Annotated in this window: 21 protein-coding genes and 3 pseudogenes; 14 read left to right on the top strand and 10 right to left on the bottom strand. The window is 71.1% G+C overall.

Translation table 11 applies throughout. The features are described 5' to 3' along the window. Positions 1–124: 124 nt before the first annotated feature. Positions 125–663 (top strand): annotated as a pseudogene (locus tag AB0A61_RS37080) (alpha/beta hydrolase); the annotation flags it as partial. A 364-nt stretch (positions 664–1,027) separates the two neighbouring features. On the opposite strand, the gene AB0A61_RS37075 reads toward AB0A61_RS37080, so the two are convergent. Both AB0A61_RS37075 and AB0A61_RS37070 read right to left on the bottom strand, forming a co-directional pair. Continuing rightward, positions 1,028–2,029, bottom strand: coding sequence for a M56 family metallopeptidase (locus tag AB0A61_RS37075; protein ID WP_361302749.1), 1,002 nt, complete (start codon positions 2,027–2,029; stop codon positions 1,028–1,030). 4 nt (positions 2,030–2,033) lie between these two features. Next, on the bottom strand, positions 2,034–2,447 hold the full coding sequence (locus AB0A61_RS37070; protein ID WP_361302755.1) for a BlaI/MecI/CopY family transcriptional regulator: 414 nt from the start codon (positions 2,445–2,447) through the stop codon (positions 2,034–2,036). Between the two features lie 205 nt (positions 2,448–2,652). Between AB0A61_RS37070 and AB0A61_RS37065 the strand changes: the two genes are divergently transcribed. Next, positions 2,653–4,068, top strand: coding sequence for a glycosyltransferase (locus tag AB0A61_RS37065; RefSeq protein WP_361302746.1), 1,416 nt, complete (start codon positions 2,653–2,655; stop codon positions 4,066–4,068). Then, a complete protein-coding gene (locus tag AB0A61_RS37060; protein WP_361302743.1) occupies positions 4,065–4,787 on the top strand; it encodes a polysaccharide deacetylase family protein in 723 nt (240 codons plus the stop codon). The genes AB0A61_RS37065 and AB0A61_RS37060 overlap by 4 nt, the downstream gene beginning before the upstream one ends. 27 nt (positions 4,788–4,814) lie before the next feature. On the opposite strand, the gene AB0A61_RS37055 is transcribed toward AB0A61_RS37060, so the two are convergent. Continuing rightward, positions 4,815–5,723 (bottom strand): hypothetical protein, encoded by a 909-nt coding sequence (locus tag AB0A61_RS37055; protein WP_361302740.1) that lies wholly within the window; start codon positions 5,721–5,723, stop codon positions 4,815–4,817. A 663-nt stretch (positions 5,724–6,386) separates the two neighbouring features. On the opposite strand from AB0A61_RS37055, the gene AB0A61_RS37050 reads away from it, so the two are divergent. From AB0A61_RS37050 to AB0A61_RS37035, 4 genes are all read left to right on the top strand, one after another. Then, entirely contained in the window at positions 6,387–6,914 is a 528-nt protein-coding gene (locus AB0A61_RS37050) for a toxin (protein WP_361302752.1), read from the top strand. Further along, positions 6,911–8,092 carry an MAB_1171c family putative transporter gene (locus AB0A61_RS37045; RefSeq protein ID WP_361302737.1) on the top strand — a complete coding sequence of 394 codons (1,182 nt, stop codon included), beginning with the start codon at positions 6,911–6,913 and terminating at the stop codon, positions 8,090–8,092. Before AB0A61_RS37050 ends, AB0A61_RS37045 begins: the two co-directional genes overlap by 4 nt. A gap of 64 nt (positions 8,093–8,156) precedes the next feature. Then, the gene (locus AB0A61_RS37040; protein WP_361302734.1) at positions 8,157–9,332 is read left to right on the top strand and encodes an MAB_1171c family putative transporter; all 1,176 of its coding nucleotides are present in this window, start codon (positions 8,157–8,159) and stop codon (positions 9,330–9,332) included. A 26-nt stretch (positions 9,333–9,358) separates the two neighbouring features. Then, positions 9,359–10,756 (top strand): pyridine nucleotide-disulfide oxidoreductase, encoded by a 1,398-nt coding sequence (locus AB0A61_RS37035; RefSeq protein ID WP_361302731.1) that lies wholly within the window; start codon positions 9,359–9,361, stop codon positions 10,754–10,756. 659 nt (positions 10,757–11,415) lie between these two features. Here AB0A61_RS37035 and AB0A61_RS37030 read toward each other — a convergent pair. Next, positions 11,416–11,642 (bottom strand): annotated as a pseudogene (locus AB0A61_RS37030) (epimerase); the annotation flags it as partial. Here AB0A61_RS37030 and AB0A61_RS37025 point away from each other — a divergent pair. Continuing rightward, positions 11,584–12,177: a TetR-like C-terminal domain-containing protein gene (locus tag AB0A61_RS37025; protein WP_361302728.1), complete on the top strand. Its 594-nt coding sequence runs from the start codon at positions 11,584–11,586 to the stop codon at positions 12,175–12,177. The pseudogene AB0A61_RS37030 and the gene AB0A61_RS37025 overlap by 59 nt on opposite strands. A gap of 14 nt (positions 12,178–12,191) precedes the next feature. On the opposite strand, the gene AB0A61_RS37020 is transcribed toward AB0A61_RS37025, so the two are convergent. After that, complete coding sequence (locus tag AB0A61_RS37020) at positions 12,192–12,968, bottom strand: GNAT family N-acetyltransferase (protein WP_361302725.1); 777 nt, start codon at positions 12,966–12,968, stop codon at positions 12,192–12,194. A 68-nt stretch (positions 12,969–13,036) separates the two neighbouring features. Further along, positions 13,037–13,891, bottom strand: coding sequence for a GNAT family N-acetyltransferase (locus tag AB0A61_RS37015; RefSeq protein ID WP_361302722.1), 855 nt, complete (start codon positions 13,889–13,891; stop codon positions 13,037–13,039). A gap of 52 nt (positions 13,892–13,943) precedes the next feature. On the opposite strand from AB0A61_RS37015, the pseudogene AB0A61_RS37010 reads away from it, so the two are divergent. Together AB0A61_RS37010 and AB0A61_RS37005 are read left to right on the top strand one after the other, a co-directional pair. Further along, positions 13,944–14,339, top strand: a pseudogene (locus tag AB0A61_RS37010) (hypothetical protein); the annotation flags it as partial. 65 nt (positions 14,340–14,404) lie between these two features. Next, positions 14,405–14,569, top strand: coding sequence for a GNAT family protein (locus tag AB0A61_RS37005; protein ID WP_361302719.1), 165 nt, complete (start codon positions 14,405–14,407; stop codon positions 14,567–14,569). 134 nt (positions 14,570–14,703) lie between these two features. On the opposite strand, the gene AB0A61_RS37000 is transcribed toward AB0A61_RS37005, so the two are convergent. Beyond that, on the bottom strand, positions 14,704–15,375 hold the full coding sequence (locus AB0A61_RS37000) for a chaplin (protein ID WP_361302716.1): 672 nt from the start codon (positions 15,373–15,375) through the stop codon (positions 14,704–14,706). A 268-nt stretch (positions 15,376–15,643) separates the two neighbouring features. Between AB0A61_RS37000 and AB0A61_RS36995 the strand changes: the two genes are divergently transcribed. Continuing rightward, positions 15,644–17,239 (top strand): alpha/beta hydrolase, encoded by a 1,596-nt coding sequence (locus AB0A61_RS36995; RefSeq protein ID WP_361302713.1) that lies wholly within the window; start codon positions 15,644–15,646, stop codon positions 17,237–17,239. A gap of 69 nt (positions 17,240–17,308) precedes the next feature. Here the strand turns inward: AB0A61_RS36995 and asnB are convergent, their stop codons facing one another. Then, positions 17,309–19,150, bottom strand: a complete 1,842-nt coding sequence (gene asnB, locus AB0A61_RS36990) for an asparagine synthase (glutamine-hydrolyzing) (protein ID WP_361302710.1) — start codon at positions 19,148–19,150, stop codon at positions 17,309–17,311. Between the two features lie 361 nt (positions 19,151–19,511). Here asnB and AB0A61_RS36985 point away from each other — a divergent pair, with 361 nt between their 5' ends. Beyond that, the gene (locus AB0A61_RS36985; protein ID WP_361302707.1) at positions 19,512–20,612 is read left to right on the top strand and encodes a chemotaxis protein; all 1,101 of its coding nucleotides are present in this window, start codon (positions 19,512–19,514) and stop codon (positions 20,610–20,612) included. 72 nt (positions 20,613–20,684) lie between these two features. Further along, the gene (locus tag AB0A61_RS36980) at positions 20,685–21,710 is read left to right on the top strand and encodes a Gfo/Idh/MocA family oxidoreductase (RefSeq protein WP_361302704.1); all 1,026 of its coding nucleotides are present in this window, start codon (positions 20,685–20,687) and stop codon (positions 21,708–21,710) included. On the opposite strand, the gene AB0A61_RS36975 is transcribed toward AB0A61_RS36980, so the two are convergent. After that, positions 21,700–23,727 carry a phosphocholine-specific phospholipase C gene (locus AB0A61_RS36975; RefSeq protein WP_361302701.1) on the bottom strand — a complete coding sequence of 676 codons (2,028 nt, stop codon included), beginning with the start codon at positions 23,725–23,727 and terminating at the stop codon, positions 21,700–21,702. The two genes, AB0A61_RS36980 and AB0A61_RS36975, sit on opposite strands and share 11 nt — an antisense overlap. 140 nt (positions 23,728–23,867) lie before the next feature. Beyond that, entirely contained in the window at positions 23,868–24,281 is a 414-nt protein-coding gene (locus tag AB0A61_RS36970; protein WP_361302699.1) for an SsgA family sporulation/cell division regulator, read from the bottom strand. Positions 24,282–24,715: 434 nt separating this feature from the next. Between AB0A61_RS36970 and AB0A61_RS36965 the strand changes: the two genes are divergently transcribed. Continuing rightward, positions 24,716–26,146 (top strand): SpoIIE family protein phosphatase, encoded by a 1,431-nt coding sequence (locus AB0A61_RS36965; RefSeq protein WP_361302696.1) that lies wholly within the window; start codon positions 24,716–24,718, stop codon positions 26,144–26,146. Positions 26,147–26,185 lie beyond the last annotated feature (39 nt).

The following is a 26,185-nucleotide window of genomic DNA, read 5'->3' as shown; positions in this document are numbered from 1 at the left end:
TGGCCGTGTCAGCCCGTGGAGCGCAGGTAAGACCGGTACCCCTACCGGCACAGCGCGTTGAAGCAGGAACCCGCCCGGAGCCACGCCCGACAACGACACGGCAGACGGGAATCGCCCTCCGTTAGGGGGGCGAGGATGTCAATGGAACTACTTCAACCGCCCCGGTGTCGCCGACGCCGAGTTCGCGCAGGATACACGCACCGCTCTGCGCAAGTTCGTCTATTGGGCTTCCGGCGACGCCCCCGACGCCGGCGAGCGCAAGCAGCCACTGGTTGATCCCGAGCGCGGCTGGCTCGCGGCCATGCCGGACCCCGAAACGCTGCCGCAGTGGTTCACCGAGGACGACCTCGACGCGCTCACCGAGAGTTTCACCGAGGGTTTCACCGGGGCTCTCAACTGTTACCGCAACCTCGACCGCAACTGGGAACTCACCGCCCCGTGGCACGGCGCTGCCGTCACCCGGCCCGCCCTGTACATCTACGGCGACCGCGACGTCGTGCCCGCCTTCCCCGGCACACCCGAACTCATCGAGAAACTCACCCACCTGATGCCCAGCCTGTTGCGCAAGCCCCTCAAACTGGAGGGCTGCGGACACTGGACTCAGCAGGAACGCCCGGAGGAGGTGACGCGGCACTCATCGAATTCCTCCAAGCTTGTTCCTGAGCCCGGCCTGCCGGATCTTGGCGCCTGCGAGGGGCGCGGGGGTTCAGCCGGGCGCGGGGCTACAGGTGTCAGGGCGGCACTTCGGAACGCGAGGTCGAGATCCGGCTCAGTGAGCCAGCGTCGCAGTTCCGCGCGTCCGGTGTCGGTGATGCCGTAGCCATAGATCTGGCTCTTTTGAGCGGGCCACACCATGGCCAGACCGTCGCGCTGGTCACGCACTGGGCGTCCCTGTGCTGGACGCTGCTTTCGGTGATACGGATCGGCCTGCGTTTCATCGAGCGCGGAGCCGCACTTGACGCCGTATGAGCCGCCCACTCACGCACGGCCGTCAGCCGCTCAGCGACGGCTCACCCGCTCCTCGGTCTCAGTGGTGTCGGTGACCACGATGTGCGCAGCATTCGTCGAATGCCTGTGGAGTGGGTGCACCTCCCAGGGCGTTGCCCGCGCTGGTCTGCGCCGCGCATTGGGCCCGCTGTGCGCGCTCGACCATGCGGTCACTGTCGGACGCGGCGTTGGCCAGGCTGGCGCAGCACACGGTGAGCATGAGGGCGCCCAGCGCCAGGGGCAGAGTGCGACGGGGAGGCGGTGGGGCAAGCAGGGCGCGTACCCGCTGGGGTACCGCACCGCCGGTCGCGGCCAGGGCGGTGGCGCGGGCCACGGCGGAGGAGGCCAGGGCCGCCCGCCCGACGGCGCGGGCGACCAGGGTGCGGCTGCCGACGTGGGTCGCCGCCTCCTCATCGGCCCACCGCTCCAGCACAAAGGCGCCTGCGCCGGCCATCGGGCGCAGCAGTGGGTTGACGGCGGCGGTGAGCCGCCAAAGGGCCTGGAAGAGGTAGTGCCGGGCCCGAAGATGGGCCCGTTCGTGCGCCAGCAGGGCCTCGCGCTCCCGGTCGTCGAGACAGCGCAGCATGCCTCTGGTCACCACGATCCGGCCGGGTGAGCCGGGCAACGCGAACGCCTGCGGGAGATCGTCGTCGAGCACGGCCAGCTCTGTCACGCCGGGCACCCGGGCGCACTCCTTCCGGGCCCACAGCACGTGGCGGACCTGCCGTACGGCGGCCACCCCCAGCGAGAGCACTCCCGCGGCCAGGGCCAGGGCGCTGACTGTCACGACGGCGAAGGAGACCGGGTCCTCGGCACGCAGCGCGGACACCGACCAGTGGCCTTCCCGAGCCACCTCGGGAATCTGCGCGAAGCCGGTGAACGCCAGCAGGGCCAGCGATCCGAGCCAGCCGGTTGCCGACACCAGCGCCGCGCAGGCCAGGGACCAGGCCGCGGGCCGCGGCGGCAGCCGCCGGGCCGCACGGGGAGCGAGCACTGCGAGGACGACGGTGACCACGAGGGGGATGTAGACGCTGACTGCCACCGGCTCACTGTCCTTCGTCGCTGTGGCCGGCGTCGTGTCCGGCCAGCAGCCTGTGCAGCAACTGCTCGTCCTCCTGGGAGAGTTCGGAGACGAAGCGGGTGAGCACCGCCTCTCGGTCGGAGCCTCGCTCCAGCAGCGTACGCATCCGTGCGGCGGTGTGGGACGCCTCGTCACGGGCCGGCGCGTAGGCATAGCCGCGGCCAGCGCGGTGCCGGACGAGCAGACCCTTGTCGTACAACCGCGTCAGGATCGTCAGCACGGTGGTGTAGGCCAGGTCCCCGGGCAGTCGCTCCATGACCTGACGGGCCGTCAGTGGATGGTCGGCACCCCACAGGGCGGCCAGCACACCGCTCTCCAACTCGCCGCGGGCCCGCCTGCCGGATGCCTCGCCGGTTTCGTCGCTCCTCCGGTCGCGCACCACGCACCGCCCTTCCATTCGGCGCACCAGCCTACCCCTGAACTACTACGGCTTGTAGGACGAGGGTGTCGGGAGCGACCCACGCGAGCTACTACATGTTGTACGAGCTTACCTACTACATGTTGTAGAGTTTCGCCGCCTCGCTCCGCCATCGCTGAACCGCGGAGCGCTCGCTCCTCCTGCCCTTCTGCGGAAGAACACGCCCATGCCCCACTTCGGAAGCACGGCGCACCTGCGCGCGCTCGCGGCCGCCGCTCTGCGGACCGCACCGGCGCCGACGACGGCGGCGGCGCCCACCGAGCGCGTCACGATCGTCTCCGCGAGCATCGGCGCCGGCCACGACGGCGCCGCGGCCGAACTGGCCCGCCGGCTCACGGCCGACGGCCTCGCCGTGGACCGGATCGACCTGCTGGACCTGCTGCCCGCCCGGATCGGCCCGCTCGTCCGGGACGGCTACCACCGGATGCTCGTGCACGCGCCCTGGGCGTACCAGCGCATCTACCGCAGCTCCGAGCGCGCCGGAGGCGGCGGCCCGCTGGCCCGCACCCTGCTGCGTACGGCGGAGCACCGCGTACTGCGCGCTCTGCCACCGGGCACCGGGGCGGTCGTCTCCACCTATCCCGGTGCCAGCCGGGTGCTGGGCAATCTGCGACGCGCCGGCCGGCTGGCCGTTCCTGCCCTGACCTACCTCACGGACTTCTCGGTACACCCGCTGTGGGTGACCGGTGGCATCGACATCCACCTCGCGGCGCACGCGGTGCCCGCGGCCCAGGCCCGCGCCGCCGGTGCGCCGGACGTCCGGGTGTGCGGACCGGTGACGAATCCACGGTTCCGCCCCGCCGACTCACGCGAGCGCTCAGCGGCCCGCATCCGCTTCGGGCTGCCTCAGAACGCCCCGCTGGCGCTGCTGGTCGCCGGGTCCTGGGGTGTCGGGCCGGTCCGGCAAGTCGCCCTGGAACTGCGCGACTGCGGAGCCGCCGTGCCGGTCGTCGTCTGCGGCCGCAACACGGCACTGGCGGCGCGGCTGCGTGCGGACGGCATCGAGCATGCCCTCGGCTGGGTGGACGACATGCCCGGCCTGATGCAGGCCGCGGACGTGCTCGTGCAGAACGCGGGCGGCCTGACCTCCCTGGAGGCGTTCGCCGCGGGCCTGCCGGTCGCAAGTTACCGCTGCATAGCGGGCCACGGGCTGACGAACGCCGCCGCACTGGAGGAAGCAGGGCTCGCCGTCTGGATCCGCCGTTGCGCCGACCTGAAGGAGACCGTCGGTGACCTGATCACCGGACCGCGCGGGCTGCTCCAGCGCGAGGCGGGCCTCGCACTGTTCACCGCGGCGGCATGCGGCCCGGCCGCCGAGATCAGCCGTGCGTGCCGAGCGGGCGGCCGCCCCGCCGTCCCGCCCGCCCCCACCCGGCGGACCCGCCCGGCCGTGCGGCGGCTTGCCGCCACCACTGCCGTGGCCTGCGCCATATGGGCGGGCGCGTTCGGCACCGCGGTAGCCACCACCGGCGAGGCCCCCCGCCTGGTACGCGCCCTCGGCCACGAACTGGACCCGGACGACGCTCCCCGCACCCACGCGAACCACCCGGAGGGCCACCACCAGGAGGATCGTCGTCCGTGACCCCCACACGCCTGCTCCGCGCCACCGCCTGCGTCGTACTGCCCGCACTCGCCGCCGCCCACGCCGCACCCGTCGCCTCCACCTTCGGGCCGCTGCGCAACCGGGTCATGCCCCGCCTGTCCGGCCGGGGCAGGGGCGATCATGTCGCCCTCACCTTCGACGACGGCCCCGACCCGCTGTCCACACCCCTCTTCCTGAAGGTGCTGGCCGAACGCCAGGTGCACGCAACCTTCTTCCTCCTCGGCCGCGAGGCACACCAAAGACCCGGACTGGTGCGCGAGATCGCCTCCGCCGGACACGAGATCGCCGTCCACGGCTGGCTCCACCGCCCGCTGCTCCTGCGCGGCCCCCGGGCGACCTACGACGACCTTGCGCGCGCCCGGGACACCGTCGGGGACCTCGTCGGACGGGCTCCCGCGCTCTTCCGGCCCCCCTACGGTGTGATGTCGACGGCCGCCCACCTGGCCGCCCGCCGCTTGCGCCTCACTCCGGTCCTGTGGACCTGCTGGGGCGAGGACTGGACCGCCCGCGCCACGCCGCAGTCGGTCCACCGCACGGTCGTCCGCGACCTGCGCGGCGGCGGCACGATCCTCCTGCACGACTCCGACTGCACCTCGGCCCCCGGCGCCTGGCGCTCCACGCTCGGGGCCCTGCCCCGTCTCCTCGACACCTGCGGCCGAAGCGGCTACGACGTCGGCCCGCTGCGTGACCACGGGTGAGGTGACCTCGAGCGGCGTGCCGGTAGGTCAGGGTCGGTCTGCCCGCCGGGTGACCGCCTCCCGCCGCGCAATGGCGGTCCTGCGCTCCCGCGCCTGGGCGTAGGCCATCAGCCCGAACAGGATCGCGAGCAGCACCGCCGACGAACCCGCCGTGCCCAGATTCAGACCGCCCTTGGCGACCGGCTTGGTCAGGAAGTCACCCGCGGTGGCTCCCAGGGGGCGGGTGAGAACGAACCCGATCCAGAACAGCAGCACGTTCGGCACCGCGGGCACCTTCATCAGCGCCGCCAGGACGGCCAGCAGGCCGGTGACGAGCAGTGCCCCGCCCGCGTAGCCGAGGCCGGAGCTGTCGGAGAGGAAGTCGCCCATGGAGGTGCCGAGGGTGTTGGACACGAGGATCGCCGACCAGAACAGCGCCTCACCACGGAAGGTGACGATGTCACAGATCTGGAAGGTCATCCCGGACAGCTTCCAGATCGTGAAGATGGCCAGCAGGATCGAGACGAGGATCGCGGCGCCGGCCGGGTATCCCAGACCCAGCCCCTGCGGTCCCCAGCCCAGCGACGTCGCGCCCTTCGCGAGGTACTTGGCGCTGGCGTCGCGGTTCATGAAGTCGGACATGGTGGTGCCGGCCATGCTGGTCGACAGGATCACGGTCCAGTAGAAGAACGGGTTGTAGCGGCGTGACCTGAGCTGGACGACCAGGGTGACCACGAAAACCAGGAAAAGGGCGATCGTGGTGAGGAAATAGCCGAGCTTCAGGGTCTGGGCGAAGAGGTCTCCGGCGGTCTCGCCAAGAGTGGTCGCCGCGATCTTCATGATCCAGAACGCGAGCGTGACCTCGGGGAGTTTCTTCGTCACCGACGTGGGCGGGCGGGCCGACGAGCCGTGCGTGCTCGCGGCACCGAGGTCGGTGAGGACTTCCGGTTGCTCCACCGTCGAATGCTCCTGTCCGTCGAACGGCGGGGCGCCCACTCCCGAGCGGGACGAGCGCCCCGCCGAGTGGGGTCGACCACGTTGGGCGGGCGAGGGTCCCACGATGGCAGACATACCGCGAAAACAGCATGAATGTCCGCAATGAGGCAGGCTCGGGTCGTCCGAGGGGCGTCCCCTTCCGGCTCGGTGACGCACCTGCGCCGAGGCCGCCGCCCGGTGTCAGCCACGCCTGCGCCTCACCAGTGCCTGGGGGGCGGCGGCTTCACCTTCACCGGGGTGAGCCTGGCCGTCTGCGGCGCGGTGGACGCCCCTTCTGGGGCCTGGGCGCTCTGGAGTCTTCTACCGGCTCGCTCGACGCCTCCCCTGCGTGTCGCAGCAGAGGCCGGATGCCCTGATGGAGTGGGCTGCCGCGTACGCGCTGTGCTCGGGTGGTCGATCAGTTTTGGCCAACCACGACAGCCGTGGTCTTCCGATTCCCACTCCGAGTTCCGATTTACCCCTCCCCCAGGGTGTTGTACGGGCACGGGAAGCAACTGGCGCAAGAGGCCGCAGGCTTGGCATATTTGCGATCTCAATGTCCGCTGAGCCACGCATGAGCGGCGTCGGACGGGCCCGGTCGGCTTCTGCCCGAAGCCGACGCTTTGGTACTTCCTGGGGAGAATGGTGCGTACGAGCAAGGAGATGCGTCGGCTCGCCAACGCGCTCATTGACCCGATCCGCGTTCCGTTCCCTGCGGACCCCGCTGATGTCTTCGACGCCCTCGTGGAGTCGGTCAGCAGGTGGAGAGGACGTCCGGTCTACGTCCACAAGAAGACGTTCCCGCCCCACACGGCCACGGGACTTTGGCTCGAATGCGAGGCGCACGACGACGTCATCATCGAGGCGCGCGCGGCCATCTGGCACCAGATCGTGATCTTCTGTCACGAGGTGTGGCACATGAATCAGGGCGACGCATACGCGCTGCACCATGTTCTTGCTGACGCCTCTGCTCAACCGGCCGCCGCACGCACGGATTTCAGCCTGCGGGCCGAGCAGGAAGCCGACAAGTTCGGCATGCTCGTCGGCCGTCGGTTGCGGCACTGGCTGGAGGCCTCCGCCGACTCGGTCTACGCAGCCGACTGCAACGGGCCTGATGAGCTCGCCGGACGCATCGGGGCCGCCCTCAACTACCGGGGGACACGGGGACGATGAGCAGTCTGATCAACTATGCAAGCGGCGGCCTGCTGTGGCTCGGACTGCTTGTGAAGATTCCCGACCTCGTCCGCCACCGACGGGACCCCTTCCTACGCGCCATATGTTCGGTCCTGGGCTTTGCCGGGCTCTCCTTCTTCCTCGGCGCGCCACCGACTGTGGGTGCAATCAACGACGTAAGTGGCATCCGGAACCTCGCTGCCCCCCTCACCTATGCCTCGATCACCGCGGTCAGCGCGTCCTCCCTGGTCCTGATCGTCTACTGGCGAGGCGGACATCACGTGCAGCGGACCGCTCGCCGCTGGATAACCGGCTATGCGATCCTCCTCGGCGGTATCGCCGCCACCTTCGCCATCGGGGACACTCCGCTGGAGCGCCGCACCGACTTCGACACCTTCTACGCCACCACCCCCTTCATCCGGGAGATGATCGTTCTGTACCTGGTCGGCCATCTCACGGCCGCCGGCGTCACCACCGTGCTGTCACTGCGGTGGGCTCGCGAGGTGCACGGATGGCTGCGGGCGGGGATGGTCACCCTCGGCATCGGCATGGCGTTCAACTGCGGTTACAGCATCTCCAAACTGACCGCTGTCGTGGCCCGCTGGTGCGGACGGGACTGGTCGATGCTCGGCACGACCGTCTCGCCCGCCGCCGCCGGGTTCGGGGCATTGCTGTCGACCGCGGGGATCGTGATCCCTTTGGCCGGACACCGCCTGTCCGTCATGGCGCGCTCGTGGCGTACCTATGTGCGCCTTGGCCCGCTGGAACGCGAACTGGACGGTGTCCTCGTCCGTCAGGTCTTGCGCAACCCACGCCCTCGCTGGCCCTCCCCGGACACGCGGCTGATGTGGCGCCAGACGAGCATCCACAACGCGCTGCACCACCTTGACGCGTTCTTGGACTTCGACCTGTTCGAAAGCGCCCGTGCGGCAGCCTTCCAGGTCACGGGAGACGGACAGAGGGCAGAGGCAGCCGCTTGGGCGGCAGTCATCAGCGCGGCAGCACGCGATGAGCACTCCCCGCTGACCGGCTCCTCCTCCCCCGGCGCGGTCCGCCGGCTGTCGAGCCAACCCCTTGACCGTGCCGCGCTGGTACGGATAGCCGATGAACTGGCCACCTCCTGCTCGGTCGCCGAAGGCCGCGAACGCACAGCCATGCCCGCGAACGGCACGAAATGAGACGGTCCGCCATCACCAGCTTCGCCGTCCTCCACTTACGCGGACCTGAACGGAGTACTCGGGCATGAGTCTCGTCGTGTACCTGGCGGCCATCGGCCTGGCCACCGCGTCCGTCCTGCTCTTCCGCCGGCCCCGTACGGCGCTGCGGGACCCGCTGACAGCCTCCACCTGTGTCGCCATCGCACTCGGGGCGCTGGTGTTCGTCTGCTCCGCCCCGCTCACACTGGGCGCCGTCAACCGACTCACCGGCATACCGAACTTCGGCGCGCCCCTCACCTACGGCACGATGTCCGCCTACAGCTGCTCTTTGCTGATTCTCCTGGTCCACTGGAGAGGAGGCTCCCGTCACCAGCGCCGGAAGATGGTGAGGCGCTGTGTCGCCGCCTACAGCCTTCTGATCATCGCGATCGTGGTGCTGTTCGCGAAGTCGGACGCGCCCACCGAGCGGCTGTCGGACCTCGACACGTACTACGCGAACACGGCGTACATGCGGGAGACGATCCTGCTGTACCTGATCGGGCACGGCGCGGCCATCCTCACGATGTGCTCGGTGTGCGTGAAGTGGGGGCGTGAAGTCGGTGGCCTGCTGCGAACCGGACTGCGGCTGATCCTCATCGGCGCCCTGGTGGATTTCGTGGGCTTCCTGTTGACCAAGTACACCGCGGTCATGGCCCGCTGGACCGATCACGACCTGGATTTCCTTTCCACCACGGTCGCGCCGCCGATGGCGTCCCTGGCAGCCCTGATCTGCTCCGTGGGGTTCGTCCTGCCCCGGCTGGTGCCCGCAACCGCTGCCCAGTGGCACAGCATGGGCGCTCTGCGCGAGTTGCGACCGCTGTGGCGCAAGGTGCAGTTCGCGTCGACCGCCCCCAAGCCCTCCCCGTCGTGGTGGCATCTTCCACAACAGCGGCTGCACTGGCTGGAGGTGTCCATCCACGACGCGTTGCTCGACCTCGCACACCACTTCGACGAGACGGTCCGGCAGACGGCGTTCGAGGCCGCCCTCAATGCCGGCCGCACCCCGCACCAGGCCCGCGTCGTCTCCGAAGCGGTCATGCTCGCCGACGCAGCCTGCCGCGCTGCCGCACACGAGGAGCCTCTGGAAGCCCCGAGCACGTACCGGCTGAATGCGGCTGAAGTATCCGGCACGAGCGGGCTGTTGGAGTTGTCGCACGCCCTCACGTGCTCCCCTGCCACTGACGCTTTCCGTGAAGGTACGGTGAAGACCTCGCTTGGCTGAACACTTGGCTGAATACAAGGAGCCTCATGTCGCGTAGAGCTGTCGTCATCGGCGCCGGTCTGGCAGGCATGCTGGCCGCAGCCGCATTGTCGACGGTGGCCGACGAGGTGATCGTGCTGGAGCGCGACGACCTGCCCGACGGACCGGAGCACCGCAAAGGGCTCCCCCAAGGGCGCCACGCCCACCTGCTCATGCCCGGCGGCCTGTACGCCATGGACGGACTGCTGCCGGGGGTGAGCATGCGCAAGCATCTGCTGGCCGCCGGCGCTCACGAGACATCCCTGAGTTCAGGCTTGGTGGCGCTCACCTCAGAGGGCTGGTTGCGGCGCTGGCGTCACGACGGACCCAGCATGATCACTTGCAGCCGTGCCCTGCTGGACTGGGTCGTGCGCGTGGCGGTGCTGGCCAACACCAATGTGGAGATCCGCAAGGCTCAGGTCACCTCACCGATGGGCAGCGGGAGCCGGGTGTGCGGCGTCCGAATCGCCAGTGGGGCCCAAGAGGTGGGGCTGGACGCCGATTTCGTCGTCGACGCGAGCGGGCGCGGCTCCCGCATCGTACGCTGGCTCGGCCTCCTCGGCTGCTTCGGCGTACGCGAACGCGCCATCGACTCCGGCTTGGTCAACGCAACACGTATCTACAGGGTCCCCGCCGGGGCCCAGGACTTTCCCCTCACCGTCGTGCAGGCCAACCCCTACGTGTCCCGGCCGGCCCGCAGTGGCACGGTCGTGCCGATAGAGGGCGGCCGCTGGATGGTGAGCCTGGCAGGCAGCCGTGGTGGCGAACCAAACGCCGACCCGGCCGGATTCCTGCAGTACGCGCTCGATCTGCCGCACCCCATAGTGGGCCGGCTCATCTCCGGCGCCGAGCCCCTGACCGACGTGTTCGTCAGCCGCAGCACCAGCAATGCCCGCCGCTACCTGGAAAACGCACGGCTGTGGCCGGAAGGATTTGTCGCGCTCGGTGACGCCCTGGCCACCTTCAACCCGGCCTATGGGCAGGGCATGTCGGTGGCCGCACTCGGCGCGCGGGTGCTGCATCGCGAGGTGACCCGGGAAGGTCTGGCCGCTCCCGGACTGGCCCGCCGTACCCAGCGCAAAGCGGCGAAGTCGGTGAACGCCGCCTGGACCCTTGCAGTCAGCCAGGACCTGTTGTATCCCGGCGTGCGGGGCGGCACGCCCACCCAGGCGGACAAACTCGCCGCGCGGTACGCACGCCGCCTGACGCGGGCCGCCACGGGTTCCTACCCGGCCGCATCTGCCCTCTGGGACGTCACCAGCCTCAAGTCCGGTCCCACACGCTTGGTGCGGCCCGGAGCATTGCTGGCCACCCTCAACGGCTCCCCGCTGCCCTCCCTGTCGGGGCCGCCGTTGACCGTCAATGAGCGGCAGATCCTGGTCGGTCTCGATCGCACCGTACGCTGACTCGGTCTGGGCCCTGGACGCCGAACCGGACATGACCGAGGTGTTCCGCGGCCAAGGCGGCCGCCAACGACGTAGCCCATATCCGGGCGGTCACCGCCCGTGCCGAGGGCCTGGATGCCGAGCCTGGTGGGGTGATTCGGCGAACAGGGTGCGGGTGATCTTCGACTACTTCAGACACGCCGCGCCCGCATTCTGCGCCGCCACGGAAGAAGTCCGCACGAGCGAGGGCGGCTCGGTCACCGATGCTCCGGTCGGCCGTGGCCTCGGCGTGCGTCGGGCAGCCCGGCGTGGCGGCCGACGTCCTCGCCGCGACGTTCTGCGGGCGCCGAGCCAGCTGCGACCGGGGCGCGGCTCGGCCGGAGCGAATCGTCCCTTCGCGGCGGCGCTTCCGGAATGATGGGCGAGGCAGAGCGCAGGACCGGGGGACGTCAGTGACAGCACCAGAACCTTCTTCAGGCAACCGCGATCCGGCCGCCAACGGGCCTTCTCCTCAACCAGAGCCGGGCCCGCAACCCTCACCGGCGGCGACGCTCCTGCGGTGGCAGGCAATCGTGGTGGCCGTTATCGCGGCGCTGGCTACGGTGGTCGCGGCACTGATCGCCACCTCTGGCAGCGCGGACCATGGCGCTCAAGGCACCGAGACGAGCGGCACCAACGGTCATGAACTGCTCGTCGAACGGCCCGAAGGGACGCGGCTGTTCGAGGACCATGAGGTTCAGCGGCCGCGCCACCCGCTTCTCGATCACGGTGTGGATCTCACGCGTGCTGACGGCGGGCGCGGTGGGCAGGTGCCACACACGGCCGTCACCGCCGGACGCTCACCCAGGGTGGCGAGGCCGGCGGCCACATCGCCGATGCAGGTGTGGCTGTGCGGCAGGTCGATGTTGCTGCTGACCGATCTGATCCGGGACGCGTACGCCGACCTCGCGGCCGCCGTCGCCGCGGCGGCGGACGCCCTGCCGACGGGCACCGCTGCAAGGACGCGGCTGCGGGCCCTTGCGGCGGCCGTTCGGGACTGGGCGGTCGCCGAGCCGCACCGTTACCTGCTCACTCAGGGCACACCGGTGCCGGGCTACACGGCTCCGCCGGACACGCTCGACAGTGCGCGAGCGGTGCTGGGGCCGTTCCTGGCCTGCTTCGACGGTGCCGAGCCCTCCGCGGCGGTGCTGCCGCTGGTGGACCAGACGACGGCATGGGCCGCAGGGAACGCGGCGGTCGACGCGTGGGCCCGGGAACACGTGCCGGCGCAGGCGGCCGGGACGGCACTGGCCGGAGCCGTGCTCGCCCGGGCCCATCTGCACGGCGCCGTCGGCCTGGAGGTCTCCGGGCAGTTCGAGGGCATGGGCCACGACGGGGCGACACTCCTGACGGCGCAGGTCGAGGCGCTGGCGGACACGTTCGGTCTGGCCCGGACCGCCTGAACGACCGCCCGCCGCTACGGCACGTACACGTACGGCGTCGTGGTGGTCAGCGGTACGAAGCCGAGCCGTTCGAGGATCGGGCGGCTCTGGTCGGAGGCGTCGACCTGGACGTAGCGACAACCGCGCTCGATGGCGATGCGAGCGCGGTGCGCGACGAGGGCGCGGTAGATGCCGCGACCCCGCCAGCCGTCGACCGTGCCCCCGCCCCACAGGCCCGCGAACCCGGTGCCCGGCACGAGTTCCATCCGGGCCGCGCTCACCGGTGCGTCACCGGCGAGCGCGACCACGGCGACGAGCCGCTCCGGGTCGGCGGCGAGCTGGGCGAGGATACGGTGCCGCAGCCGCGAGCCGTCCACCCCGAACGCCTGCTCGTGCACGTCGACCAGCAGATCGACGCCGGCCGCGTCGGTCACGGGGAGGAGCCGGACGCCCTTCGGCGCCTCGATGTCCAGGACCAGGTCGGCCGCCTCGCCGACCAGCAGCGTCTCCTCCGGCTCGGGGGTGAACCCGGCGGCCCGCAGCCGCCTTCCGAGGTCCACGGGCAGGTCGTGCCCGTACAGCTTCCACTCGAAGGCGCGGCCGAGGGCGGTGAAGTACGCGACCTGCCCGGCGATCGCCGCGTCCGCGTCGCCCTCGTGGAGACCGGACCACAGCACGCCGTTCCAGTCCCGCTCCGCGCCCACCTGGCGCACCACGTTTGCGGTGCGCTCCACGCGCGCAGTGGGGCCGTCGGGCCGGGCGCCCTCGCGCAGGTGCCGGTCGTGCAGGGCGAGTACCGCGGTGTGGTCCATGCGCCCACCCCAGCAAACGGCAGGCCCCGACGGCAACGGGATTACGGGGAGGCGGCGCTCGACACCTCCTAGCCGAGTTCCAGCGTGGTGACGCCGAAGACCCGGTCATGGGCGTAGGGCCGTACCGGGCCCGTGTACATCCGGGCCGTCTCGAAGGAGGGGGTGAGACCCGCTTCCCGCGCGATGGCGATGCCCGCCGCGTTGGTGTCGGGCACGTCGATGGCGATCTCGCGTCCCTCGGCCTTGGCGGTCAGCGCGGCGAACAGGGCGTGCGCGTCCTCGGCGGTGTCGGCGAACAGTGGGCCGATGCGCAAGCAGTCGTGGCCGGGGCGGAGGACTCCGTACCCGGTGACGCGTTCGCCGCAGTGGCGCACGACGGCGCGGTGTCCCGGGGCGGTCAGCCAGTGGGCCAGGAACCGCGGGCGCTCGGCCGGGTGGCACACGGTGTCGTAGGCGGTGACGGCCGGCAGGTCCTCGGGCCCACATGGCCGGATGCCCGTCGGCGCCTGCGCGGCGGGCGCCGGACCGGTGTACCGCACCGTGCGGTGGGCCGGCCGGAAGCCGGACTGACGGTAGTTGCCCTGCTGGGCGACGACGCCGTCGAGGCCGATCGTGCGGTTTCCGGCGTGGGCCAGGGCGGTCTTCCAGGTGGCCAGGCCGTGACCGTGGCCACGCAGGTCGGGGCGGACGAGATAGCAGCCCAGGAAGGCGAAGTCAGGGCCGTGGTTGACCACCGAGATGGCCGAGACGGGATCGCCGTCGATCCGGCCCAGAAAGAATCCCTCCGGGTCCTGCGCGAAGAAGGCGGGGCCGTCGGACAGCCCGGGGTTCCATCCCTCGTCCGCCGCCCAGCCCCTGATCACCGGCCAGTCCGCCAAAGTCGCCTGGGAGACGACGAGGTCTTCGGGGCCCTCGGAGGCCATCGGTACGCTCCAGTTCGGTGGGGGTCGGGTGCCCGCAGCATCCTTCCGGATCATGCCCGGGCGCGCCACGGCGGGATCAAGCCGCGCGGGACCGGCCCGGACGGTGGTTCAACCGGCCGCTGCCGCAAGGGAATCGGGCCTGGGGTTTCACCCCATGACGTCGGTGAACGTCGCACTTCGCCCCGTGGACCAGGACGACCTGTCCGTCATGGAGCGCTTTCTGCTCGAACCGGAGGCAGCGTCCGCCTTCCAGTGGTTCGGCCGGCGGGATGCCGGCCGCTGGCGCCGTCAGTGGTTGGAGAACGGCCTGATCACCGACGACCAGGGGCAGCACCTGATGGTGGTACGCGGGGCGGAACGCCTCGGCTTCGCCGCCTGGCGGAAGGTGACGCCGGCCCCCAACTCGTTCTACTGGAACATCGCTACAGCCCTGGTGTCCGAGGCCCGTGGGCGGGGCGCCGGGACCGAGGCACAGCGGCAGCTGGTCCGCTACCTCTTCGCCACACCGTCGCGATGCGCATCGAGGCGGGCACCGAGGCCGTCAACCTTCCCGAGCAACGCGCCCTGGAGAAGGCCGGCTTCACCCGGGAGGGCGTCCTGCGCAGCGTCGTGTTCCGGGACGGGCGCTGGCGGGACGGGGTGCGCTACAGCGTCCTGCGGGGGGACCAGGGGTGGTGAAACACCGTACGGGACGGTCGAGGTGACGCTTCCTTCGCACATCCGCCCGTGTTCCGGTGGCCGCGGAGGCCCCACCGGCCATGGATCCGGTGGGGCCTTCCGTCACGGTCACGGTTACGGTCGCGGGCTCGCGTTCAGCGGGACGCCCTGGGGCGGAAGCGCCTGCACAGGGCGGTACCGCCGAGTACGAAGGCCGCGCTCGCGGCGACGGCGGGCACGGTCAGGTCCGTGCCGGTGTGGGCGAGCGAGGCCTGTGTGCGCGGAGCGGGGTGGGGCATCGGCCGCGGCGCGGGCGCAGGCTGCGCCCTGGGCGGTGCCACCGGCTGGGGCGCCGGCTGGTCGGGGTGCGAGCCCGAGTTCGTGGAACTGTTGCCGACGGCCGGGTTGCCGACGCCGACCACGCTCACGCTGTTGCCGCTGACGTTCACCGGCACATGGACCGGAAGCTGGATCCCGTTGCCGGAGAGCACTCCGGGTGAATCCTTTCCGCTGCCGCTCGCCGTCGCTCGGCCGGCCCGGCCGGCCGACGGCGCCCGATCGCTCCCCGACGACTCGTTCGCGCACCGGTTGCCCGACGCGGGGTTCAGGAGCCCCACCACGCTCACCGTGTTCCCGCACACGTTCACCGGGAGGTGCACCGGGAGCTGGATGGTGTTGCCGGAGATCAACCCGGGCGAGCCGGCCGCGGCACCGTCCGCCGCGGCGCCGCCGTCGGCCGCGAAAGCGGCGGACATCGGCACCGTCACGGCCATCGCGCCGGAGGCGGCAGCGACGGCGATCACACCGTTTCGCGTAACCCGTTTCATAGGTTCCCTGCCTTCCAGACATGGTCGCGGGCGCTCGCCCGCACCGGGTAAAACGCCGGTTGAGCCATCCGAGTTATGGCTCAGCGGCCTTTCACCCCATCGAGCGGCACCGTTATCGAACTGCACGTACGACCGCGGCCCGGTCGCGCGGGACGGCAACACCGTCACCGTGCGTGACATTGCCGGGAGGCGAGGCCCCGGGAGGGCCGCATATGGTGAGCGAGGGGCGCTGTTCCCGGGCCGTGGCGGACCGCTCCTGGAGGCATCGATGCTGGCCATGCTGTCGACGCGACGCACGGCCCGGCGCTGCGTATGCGCCGGAGCCGTCGCGCTGGCCCTGCTCGGTGCGGGGCCGCCCCTGGCGGCCGGGGGCGGTGACCGGCCGGACCTGAGCCGGTTCTACCGCCAGAAGGTGAGCTGGTCGGCGTGCGGCGCGGACATGCCCAAGGACATGCAGTGCGGCAAGGTGACCGTGCCCCTCGACTACGCCAGGCCGGGCGCGCGCACGCTCGACCTGGCGCTGGCCCGCTACCGCGCCACCGGGCCCTCGCGCGGCTCGGTGCTGCTGAATTTCGGCGGCCCCGGGGGGCCGGGCGTCCAGCAACTGGCCACCGGTGCCGATGACTTCATGGACCTGACCAACGGCTACGACGTGGTCTCCTTCGATCCCCGCGGTGTCGGCAGGTCCTCTCCGGTGACCTGCGGCCGGGGGGGCGACCAGGATCCGGCCTCCACCGGCGGGAGCCCCGACCACTCGGATCCGCAGGCCCTGATCAAGCAGTGGCAGAGGGTGGCCGCCGAGTGCGCCCGGAGCTCGTCGCCGGTCCTGGCCCACATAGGCACCGTGAACGCGGCGCGGGACCTCGACGTGATACGCCAGGCGCTCGGCGACAAGAAGCTCAACTACCTGGGCTTCTCCTACGGCACCCGGCTGGGCGCGGTGTACGCGGCACAGTTCCCCGACAAGGTCGGCCGACTGGCGCTCGACGGGGTGGACACGCTCACCGAATCGTTGGCGCAACAGGGTGTGGTGGCCGCCGAGGGACAGCAGACCGCGCTCGACGACTTCCTCGACTGGTGTGTCCGGGAGGTCACCTGCCCGTTCGGACAGGACCGGCGCGCGGCCGACGCCCAGGTCCTTCGGCTCGTCCGCTCGCTCGACAAGAACCCGGTGTCGACGGACGTCGGCGGCCGGCTGTCCGGCCAGGACCTCGTGGGCGCCATCGGCCAGGCGCTCTACAGCAAGCGGACGTGGCCGTCCCTGGAGCGGGCCGTCGCCGCGCTGGTCGACGACGGCGACACCCGGAGGATCGAGGCGTTCGTCCCCGGAGGGGTCGCCCTGCCGACGCGGCGGGAGCCCGCGGAGCGCAGGGACGGTGGACTCGTCGACCCGGCGGACGTCCCGCTGGACAACACGCTCGCCGCGATGATGGCGATCAACTGCGCCGACGACCCCGACCGGCCGGGCGCCGGGCAGATCACCAGGGACCTCCCCCGGCTGCGCGCGGACTACGAGCAGGCCTCGCCGGTCTTCGGGCAGTACCGGCTGAGCGAGCTGCTGATGTGCTACGGCCGCCCCAAGGGCTCCGACTTCATCCGCGAGAAGGTGAAGAACGTCGACACCGCGAAGATGCTCCTGGTGGGCACCCGTGGCGACCCCGCGACCCCGTACCGGTGGGCCGTGGAGACGGCGCGGCGGCTCGGCTCGTCGGCCGTGGTGCTCGACAACAAGGGCGACGGGCACACCGGATACGGGTCCTCCCGCTGTGTGCACCGGAAGGTGAACGACTTCCTGCTCTACGGCTCGCTGCCTCCCGACGGCAGCTCCTGCCCGGCGGACCCGGCGGCGACCACGAACCGGTGAGCGACCGGGCGGCGGACGGCGACGGCGCGCCGTCGCCGTCCGCACCGCCCCCGGGCCGGGCGACCGGGCTCAGCCGACGACGAGCTCGGGCCGGTAGAGGTCCAGCCACAGGGCCAGGTCGAGGGTCTTCTCCAGGCCGCGGCGGGCCGCCTGGGTACTGACGGGGGTGTCGCGGTACGCGGCCCGGTGCACGCGCTCCCGGTCGACGAGGTCGAAGACGGGGTGGCCGGGCCGGGCGAGCAGGTCCTTGACGTGGTCCTGGAGGGCGACGGCGTACTTGGGGTCCTGGGTGGACGGGTACGGGCTCTTGACCCGGTCGTACACCGACCTCGGCAGGAGGTCCGCGGCGGCCTCCCGCAGCAGGCTCTTCTCCCGGCCGTCGAAGGACTTAAGGGACCAGGGCGTGTTGTACACGTATTCGACGAGCCGGTGGTCGCAGAAGGGCACGCGGACCTCCAGGCCCACCGCCATGCTCATGCGGTCCTTGCGGTCGAGCAGGGCGCGGACGAAGCGCGTGAGGTGGAGGTGGCAGATCTGCCGCATCCGGAATTCGAAGTCGCTCTCGCCGTCGAGCCTGCGGACGCCCGAGAGGGCGGTGCGATAGCCGTCGGCGATGTACGCCGGGAGGTCCAGGGCCCGGGTGAGGTCCGGGCGCATGACGTCGGTGTCGTCCCCGAAGTCCCGGCTGAAGCGCACCAGCCAGGGGAAGGTGTCGGCGCGGCGCGCCTCCTCGTCGAAGAACTGCTGGTAGCCGCCGAAGACTTCGTCGGCGGACTCGCCGGACAGGGCGACCGTGGAATGGTCGCGGATCGTCCGGAACAGAAGGTACAGCGAGGAGTCCATGTCGCCGAAGCCCATGGGCAGGTCGCGGGCCCGGATGACCTTCGCCCGTACGTCGGGATCGGCGAGCGTGTGCGCGTCGAGCACGATGTCCTGGTGCTCGGTGCCGGCGGCGCGGGCCAGGTCGTGCACGAAGGGGGTGTCGGGGGTTGCCCGCAGGTCGTCGGCGACGAAGTGGTCGGTCTGGCCGACGAAGTCGACGGCGAAGCTGCGTACCTTCTCCCCGTGCGCGGCGAGTTGCCGGGCGGCGAGCGCGGTCATGGCGGAGGAGTCCAGGCCGCCGGAGAGCAGGGTGCAGCGCGGCACGTCGGCGACCAGTTGCCGGCGCACGATGTCGTCCAGGAGCGAGCGGACGGTGGAGATGGTGGTGGCGCGGTCGTCGGCGTGCGGCCGGGTCTCCAACTGCCAGTAGACGCGCGTGCGCAGACCGCTGCGGTCGAGGGTGACGACGGTGCCCGGCTCGACCTCGCACATGCCGTCCCACACGGCGTGTCCGGGCGTCTTGACGAAGGTGAACAGCTCGCGCAGGCCGTCGAGGGTCACCCGGGGGCGGGCCAGGGGGTTGGCGAGGATCGCCTTGGGCTCGGAGCCGAAGAGCACGCCGTCGGGGGTCCAGTGGTAGTAGAACGGCTTGATGCCCATGCGGTCGCGGATCATGACGAGCTTGTCATGGCGTCCATCCCAGACGGCGAAGGCGTACATGCCGTTGAGCCGCTCGGCGAGGGTGTCGCCCCATTCGAGGTAGCCACGCAGCACGACCTCGGTGTCGGAGTCGGTGGTGAAGCGGTGGCCGCGCGCGGCGAGGTCGCGGCGCAGTTGCGTGAAGTTGTAGGTCTCGCCCGAGTAGACGAGGGCGACGGTGCCGTCCGGGGTGCCTGCGGTCATCGGCTGGCGGCCACCGGGCAGGTCGATGATCGCGAGCCTGCGGTGCCCGAGCGCGGCGTGCCCGTCGGTGAAGGTGCCGCGGTCGTCGGGACCGCGGCAGGCCATCGTCTCGGTCATCGCGTCCAATGTCGCGGCCTCGGCGCGCAGGTCGCGGTCGTAGGAGACCCAGCCGGTGATGCCGCACATGTGTACCTCCTGGCGGTCGGCTCGCCGGAATGGGGCCGCTCACCTGCGCAACTCTGGTGGAAGCCGGGATCCCGCCGAACCAGTTGTATCGAGCACCTATATGGCGAGCGTGTGTCACCCGCACCGGGCCGGTCAACGCGGCCGCCACCCGGACGGCGCGGCGACCCCCGCACTTTCGGCCTGACTTTGCTTCCGCGACATCCAGGGAGCCCGCCCGGACCAGGAGTGATCGGTAGGAAATCGGCCAAGGGCAAAGATTTTTCCAACCCTACCGGCCGTCCGGCCCGTACCCGATACGCCATTGCACAGTGCACACATTGCTCCAAATGCCTGATCTGTTCATCAGTCCTATCGTGCTGTCATGGAGCACGAGCTGAGTCCCGCCACCCTCGTCGAGCTGCGACGGCCACGGCCCTATCCCGCGGTGTCCGTGCTGACGCCGACGCACCGCCGTGAGCCCGACAACGCACAGGATCCGGTCCGGCTGCGCAATGTCGTGGCCGAGGCCAAGAAGCAGCTGGAGACCGATCCCGCGGTCACCCGGGAACGGCGCGCCGACGTCGTCCGGCAGCTCGACCAGGCCCTCGCCGAGGTGGACCTGGCGCATGCCGAGGACGGCCTGGTGATCTTCGCCGCTCCGGGCGAACACCAGGTGTGGTCACTGGCGCGCAGCGTGCCCGAGCGCGTGGTGCTCTCGGACACCTTCCTGACCCGCAACCTGGTCTCCGCACAGGTCGCCGAACACCCGTTCTGGGTCATGTCGGTCTCCGCCGATCGGGTGACCCTGTGGAGCGGCGGCGCCGACCGGGTCACCGAGGAGTACACCGGCGGATTCCCACTGACCAGGAGACTCGTCGAGAACTTCGACGCCGAGCGGGAGGAGCGGACCGGCGGCCGGCCGAGCACCTTCAGCGACGAACGCACCCGCCAGTTCCTGCGCGAGGCGGACACCGCGCTGAGCGCGGTGCTGCGAGAACTGCCCCGCCCGCTGTACGTCACCGGCGAGCAGGCCGCGCTGTCCGTCCTGGACGAGGTCGGCAGCGTCACCAAGGGCGCCGTGCACTTCCCGCACGGTGGTCTGGCGCACGGCACCGCCGAGGCCGTGTGGCGCGCGATCCGGCCGCTGCACGAGGACGAGGCCCGCAGGGGCACCGCGGCCGCGACCCGGGAACTGCAGACGGCACGCGGGCGCAGGGAGTTCGCGGCCGGGGTCGACGAGGTCTGGCAGAACGCTCGCGAGGGCCGTGTCCGGCTGCTGGTGGTCGAGGAGAACTACCGCATCAGGGTGCGCGACGACGCCGGTGACCATCTGATCCCGGCCGAGAGCGGTGACCCCACCGCCCGTGAGGACATCGTGGACGAGATCGTCGAGCAGTGCCTGGAGACCGGCGCGGAAATCCGGTTCGTCCCGGACGGCACCCTCGGCGAAGCCGACGGGATCGCCGGAGTGCTGCGCTACTGAGGGGGGTCGCACGCCTGCTTCCCGCGGGGGCCTACGCTACGGCCGGACCGTCGGCGAAGAGGGAGCATGCACGTGGGTGACCTGCTGGGCGTGGCCGTGCTGGGTGCCGGACACATGGGGGCCGATCACATACGACGTCTGGAGCGGGTGGTCAGCGGGGCCAGGGTCGCCGCCGTGGCCGACCCCGACCCGGAGCGGGCACGGGAGGCCGTGGCCGGGATCGAGGGCGTGCCGGTGCACGCGGATCCGGTGGCTGCCCTCGACGCGCCCGGGGTCCAGGCCGTGCTGATCGCCTCGCCCGGTCCGGCGCACGAGGAGGCGCTGCTCGCGGCCTTCTCGCGCGGGCTCCCGGTGCTGTGCGAGAAGCCGATGGTGCCCGACTCGGCCGGCGCGCTGCGGGTCGTGGAGGCCGAGGCGCGGCTCGGCCGCCGGCTGGCGCAGATCGGGTTCATGCGACGCTACGACGCCGGGTACCGGCGTCTGAAGTCGCTGCTGGACGGCGGGCGGCTGGGGCGCCCGCTGATGCTGCACTGCACCCATCGCAACGTGTCCTCACCGCCCCACTTCACCAGCGCCATGCTGATCAACAGCTCGGTCTCGCACGAGATCGACGCCGCCCGCTGGCTGCTCGGGCAGGAACTGACCGCGGTGACCGTGCTGCGGCCCACCCCGTCGGCGGGTGCCCCCTCCGGACTGCTGGACCCGCAGTTCGTGCTCTTCGAGACCGAGCGGGGCGCCCTGGTGGACGTGGAGGTCTTCGTCAACAGCGGGTTCGGCTACCAGGTGCGCTGCGAGGCCGTCTGCGAGTCGGGCAGCGCCCGGATCGGCGACGACCACGCCATGGTGGTCACCGCCGGGGGCAGCGCCTGCGAGGAGGTTCCGCAGGACTACCTCGTACGGTTCGCCGACGCCTACGACCGCGAGGTGCAGGCCTGGGTCGACGCCACCCGGCAGGGGCGGGTCACCGGCCCCGGCGTCTGGGACGGCTACGCCGCGTCGGTCGTCGCCGAGGCCGGGGTCCGGGCACTGCAGGAGGGCCGGCGGGTGACCGTCGACCTGGGGCAGCGCCCGGAGCTGTACGCCACCGTCAGCCGCTGACGCTGGGCGCGCCCGTTTCCAGGTGCCCGGTGAACCGGCGTGACCAGGTGGTGTCCGAGTCGACGGTGATCGTGAAGTCGTACCAGCCGTTCTGGTACGCGACGGCGTTGAAGAAGTCCTCCACCGACGCGCCCGCGGCGACCGGGTAGGTCCACGGACCGTCGTTCCGGTAGTGGCTCGAGGTGATCGTGAACTTCACCGGGGAGGAGCCCGAGTTGGCCATCTTGAAGTAGACGGCCGGTTTCCCGGTGCCGGGCTCGACGGCGTAGCGTGAACTCACCTCGGCCGACCTGCCCGCCTTGGTGGCGTCGCCCTGGAACCGGCGCAGGAAGCGGTTGGGGCCGACCATGGTGAGGTCGTACCTGCCGCCGCCGGAGCCCAAGCCGATGTTGAAGTAGTCGGAGGCGGTGCCTCCCGCGGCCACCGTGTACTGCCAGGGCGTGGTGTCGCGGTAGGCGTTGGGATGGACGGAGAAGTGCGCCGCCCTGGTGGCCGGGGCGCCCTGGTTGGTCATGGTGAACCAGGCCAGGATCTTCCCGTTCGACCCGAACTCCAGGTGGTCCAGGAAGCCGTTGGGCTGGTACGGCAGCGCACGGGCGGGCCGGGTGCCCGCCTCCTGGACCGGCAGGGCGTTGGTGGTCGGGACCGGGTTGGGCAGCGGGCCGCAGGTGCTGTAGCCGACGACGCCGGTCGCGGGCAGCGGCACGGGGCCGTACACCGGGTTGGCGAAGGCGAAGACGCCGGTCAGGTCGCCGCTGACCGCGCGCCGCCAGGCGCTGATGTTGGGACAGTTGGCGGGCTTGCCGAGGGACGCGGTCCAGGTCTCCAGAAAGCGCAGCACCGACGTGTGCTCGAAGACCTCGGAGGAGACCCAGCCCCCGCGTGTCCAGGGCGAGATCACGATCATCGGGACCCGGAAGCCGAATCCGTACGGGACACCGTTGAGGAACTCCCCAGCGGTTCCGGCGGGCGGGACCGGCGGCGGCACATGGTCGAAGTAGCCGTCGTTCTCGTCGTAGTTGAGGAGCAGGACCGTGGAGTCGAAGACATCCGGGTCGGCGGCCAGGGCCTGGTAGACGAGGTGGACGAAGTGGGCGCCGTCGCCGGGCGGGGCGTACGGGTGCTCGGAGAACGCCTGGTTGGCGACCACCCAGGAGACCTGCGGAAGTGTGCCCGCGAGCACGTCCGCCTTGATGGCGGCGGCGATGTCGTCGGGGGTCGAGCCGGTCACCTTCGGGACGGAGGACATGCCCCGGTCGTAGAGCGGGTTCCCCGGCCGGCCGTTGGCGAAGTTCTTGAAGTAGGCGCAGCCGTTGTCCCCGTAGTTGTCCTGGGCGTTCTGGTACACCTTCCAGGTCACGCCGGCGTTCTGCAGCGCCTCGGCGTAGTTCTGCCAGGTCAGGCCGGACTCGTCGCCGCCGTCGTAGCTGGCGGAGTCGACCTTGCCGCTCCACAGGTAGGTGCGGTTGGGCCCGGTCGCGCTGAGGGCGGAACAGAAGCAGGCGTCGCAGATGGTGTAGTTGTCGGCGAGCGCGTAGTGAAAGGGGATGTCGGAGCGGTCCAGGTAGCCGAGGGAGCGGACGCTGCCGACCCCCGCCACCCAGTTGTCCAGGCGGCCCTTGTTCCAGGCGGAGTGCTGCGAGGCCCAGGAGTGCGGAAGGTCGCCGCTGCACTGCGCCAGGGTCTCGCCGTCCTTGCCGCCCGCCGCCGGGGTGGCGCTCAGCTTCCACGGGTACTGACGGTCCAGGCCGTTGGGCTGGTCGAAGACGGGGTGGCCGCCGCCGAGCGTGATCCCGCTGCGGTCGTCGAAGCCGCGGACGCCCTTCAGCCGCCCGAAGTAGTGGTCGAAGCTTCGGTTCTCCTGCATGAGGATCACCACGTGCCGTACGTCCGAGATCGTGCCGGTCGTCGCCCTCTGCGCCGCGGCCGCCGCCTGGGGTACGCCCGCGCCCACCGCCACGCCCGCCGCCATGGAAGCGCCGAGCCCCACGAAGCCTCTTCGGCTGATCGGTGTCATACGCCCCGTCCTCGTCGCAGGAGTGCCCCTGCGGCACACCGCGCGCCAGGGTGCACGCAGTGATCGTCGAGGTCCATACCCGTGCGGTGAGACGGAGGTGAACAGGAGTCGACGCGGCCTTCGGTCCGCCCGCCCCCGGGTCAGACCGTGCCGAACAGGACGCTCAGGCCCCGGTCGACCGCCGCGCCGACGTCCTCCTGTCCGGCCGCCACCACGGCGTAGCTGCGCAGCAGGAAGCGGTGCAGCGCGCCCGTGTCGAACTGGAGCAGGGCGAGGCCGAGCGGGGAGTGCAGTTCCAGCACCGTTCGGGCCCGGCCGCTGGGCCAGATGTGCACGTCGCCACAGCCGGCGGGCTGCTCCAGCCCCTCCTCCAGCAGGGCGCGGGAGAAGGTCCATGACACCGCGCACCCGTCCAGGGACACCTCGGGCGGGAAGTCCAGGTGCACGGCCAGCGGGTCCGCCGAGACGTAGCGAAGCGTGGCGGGCACGGAGAGCTCGTGCTCGTCCGCGGTGATCAGGCGGGCGTGGGCGGACTGTTCGAGGGTGATGTCCATGGTCGGTCTCCCCTGCGGGTCGAAGGTCGGCCGGTTGTGCCGTGTGCTGTTAGGAGCCCGCAGCGGCGGTTTGCATTACGCCTGATGCCCCATCAATTGATGTGAGCTCGGTCACGTCGCCATCATGGAAGCCTCGCCATCGACCGAGCTGGAACAAAGTGCCGTCGAACGCCCACTTGAATGACGGGCCGATGACGCCGACGCTCCGTCATATGACGTAGCCCGTCTGCGACTTCACTCCTCCGGCCACCTAGACAAAGAGGCTGGACAATCACACCGGGAAGACTGTGGCATATGTCAGAAGCACCACCGTATCGTGTGTTGCCAAATCCCTTACGGGGCGTCGCGGGCTGTGCAACAGTCGTAACGGTCCTGCCGTCCCCTCCATCCCCTCCGTCCTCCTTGGCCGTACCGTTCCCGCATCGGAGTGCGCCATGCCGTCCCACGTCTCCGCGGACCGCTCATCCGCCCAGCCGCCCGGGCGCGGCCCGGTCGACGCCCTGATTTCACAGGCGCGCCGGCTCAAGGGCGAGGTGGACGCCGTGCGGCGGGACGCGCAGGGCGACGGATCGGACCCGCAGGGCCGGTGGGAACGCGCGCTCTACGACTTGGCCCTGCACCAACTCAACGACCTGGACGAGCACTTGGCGCAGCTTCGGGAGGGCCCGCCGCCGGTGCCCGCGGCGGTCGGCGCAGTGCGCGTCGCCCCCGTCCCACCGGCCGGTCCCTCGCCCACCTCGCTGCTCAGCCGGGTCGGCAGCGCGGAGTGGAACCTCCTGACCGACGAGGCGAGTTGGTCCGGCGAGCTCTACGAGATCCTCGGCCGCGATCCCACCGCCCCGCCGCTCACCCTGGACGAACTTCCCTCGCTGGTGTTCGACGCGGACCGGCCCGGCCTGACCTCGATGGTCACGAACTGCCTGGTCGACGCCAAGCCCATCGACGGGGAGTTCCGCATCGTGCGGCCCGACGGCGCCGTCCGCACCGTGCACATGATGGGCGAGCCCGTGCTCGACGCCGACGGCAGCACCGCCTCGATGTGGGCCGTGCTGCGCGACGTCAGCGAACTGCGCCGTAGCCAGCTGGCGGTGCGCGAGACCCGTGACTCGCTGCAGCACCACCAGCACCTCGCGCAGACCGAGCGCAGGCTCGCGGTCGAGCTGCAGGAAGCCGTGCTGCCGCCGTGGCGGGGCTCCCTGCGGCTCCCGCGCCGCGGACGCCAGGCGCTGGACCTCGCGGCCCGCTATCTGCCCTCCGCGACCGGCTCCCTCATCGGGGGCGACTGGTACGACGCGCTGGAACTGTCCGACGGCGACACCCTGCTCAGCGTCGGCGACCTCACCGGGCACGGGCCCAGCGTGACCTCGGGCATGGCGATGCTGCTGGGCGCCCTGCGCGGCATGGCGATGGCGGGCACCCGGCCGGGACCGCTCATGGCCTTCCTCAACCAGCTGCTGGACTCCACCGTGCAACCGGCCCTCGGCAGCGCGGTGTGCGGCCGCTACGACCCCGCCACCCGCACCCTGCAGTGGGCCCAGGCAGGACACCCCGCCCCGCTGCTGTTCCGCAACGGGGCGGGGCGCGTGCTGGACCCACCGGACGGCGTCCTGCTCGGCGCCACCTCGGCAGCCTGCTACGGGCAGGCCGAGGAGACCCTCGTGGTGGGCGACCTGCTCCTGCTGCACACCGACGGGCTGGTGCCCCGGGGCAGCCGGGCGGCCGCCGTGCACCGGCTGCTGGACCTCGCCCCGCGGCTGGCCGGGGCGCGAGGCGCGCAGGACTGTGTGCGGACGGTCGTGGAGGAGTTCGGTGAGATCGAGCGCGAGGACGACGCGTGCGTACTCGTCGCCCGGGTGGCTTCATAACCGGTCACCGGGGTGACCCGAGGAGAGCGCGGCACAGAC

Origin of the sequence: Streptomyces sp. NPDC046197 (assembly GCF_040646295.1) — a bacterium.
Taxonomy (GTDB): domain Bacteria; phylum Actinomycetota; class Actinomycetes; order Streptomycetales; family Streptomycetaceae; genus Streptomyces.
This window is presented reverse-complemented; position numbering and strand designations above follow the sequence as displayed.

Excerpts from the sequence above, each read along its gene's own strand:
- AB0A61_RS37065 (WP_361302746.1), top strand. The coding sequence starts at position 2,653 with ATGCCCCACTTCGGAAGCACGGCGCACCTGCGCGCGCTCGCGGCCGCC.
- AB0A61_RS37045 (WP_361302737.1), top strand. The coding sequence starts at position 6,911 with ATGAGCAGTCTGATCAACTATGCAAGCGGCGGCCTGCTGTGGCTCGGA.
- AB0A61_RS37040 (WP_361302734.1), top strand. The coding sequence starts at position 8,157 with ATGAGTCTCGTCGTGTACCTGGCGGCCATCGGCCTGGCCACCGCGTCC.
- AB0A61_RS37035 (WP_361302731.1), top strand. The coding sequence starts at position 9,359 with ATGTCGCGTAGAGCTGTCGTCATCGGCGCCGGTCTGGCAGGCATGCTG.
- AB0A61_RS37020 (WP_361302725.1), bottom strand. The coding sequence starts at position 12,968 with ATGGACCACACCGCGGTACTCGCCCTGCACGACCGGCACCTGCGCGAG.
- AB0A61_RS37015 (WP_361302722.1), bottom strand. The coding sequence starts at position 13,891 with ATGGCCTCCGAGGGCCCCGAAGACCTCGTCGTCTCCCAGGCGACTTTG.
- AB0A61_RS37005 (WP_361302719.1), top strand. The coding sequence starts at position 14,405 with ATGCGCATCGAGGCGGGCACCGAGGCCGTCAACCTTCCCGAGCAACGC.
- AB0A61_RS37000 (WP_361302716.1), bottom strand. The coding sequence starts at position 15,375 with ATGAAACGGGTTACGCGAAACGGTGTGATCGCCGTCGCTGCCGCCTCC.
- AB0A61_RS36995 (WP_361302713.1), top strand. The coding sequence starts at position 15,644 with ATGCTGGCCATGCTGTCGACGCGACGCACGGCCCGGCGCTGCGTATGC.
- asnB (WP_361302710.1), bottom strand. The coding sequence starts at position 19,150 with ATGTGCGGCATCACCGGCTGGGTCTCCTACGACCGCGACCTGCGCGCC.
- AB0A61_RS36985 (WP_361302707.1), top strand. The coding sequence starts at position 19,512 with ATGGAGCACGAGCTGAGTCCCGCCACCCTCGTCGAGCTGCGACGGCCA.
- AB0A61_RS36975 (WP_361302701.1), bottom strand. The coding sequence starts at position 23,727 with ATGACACCGATCAGCCGAAGAGGCTTCGTGGGGCTCGGCGCTTCCATG.
- AB0A61_RS36970 (WP_361302699.1), bottom strand. The coding sequence starts at position 24,281 with ATGGACATCACCCTCGAACAGTCCGCCCACGCCCGCCTGATCACCGCG.
- AB0A61_RS36965 (WP_361302696.1), top strand. The coding sequence starts at position 24,716 with ATGCCGTCCCACGTCTCCGCGGACCGCTCATCCGCCCAGCCGCCCGGG.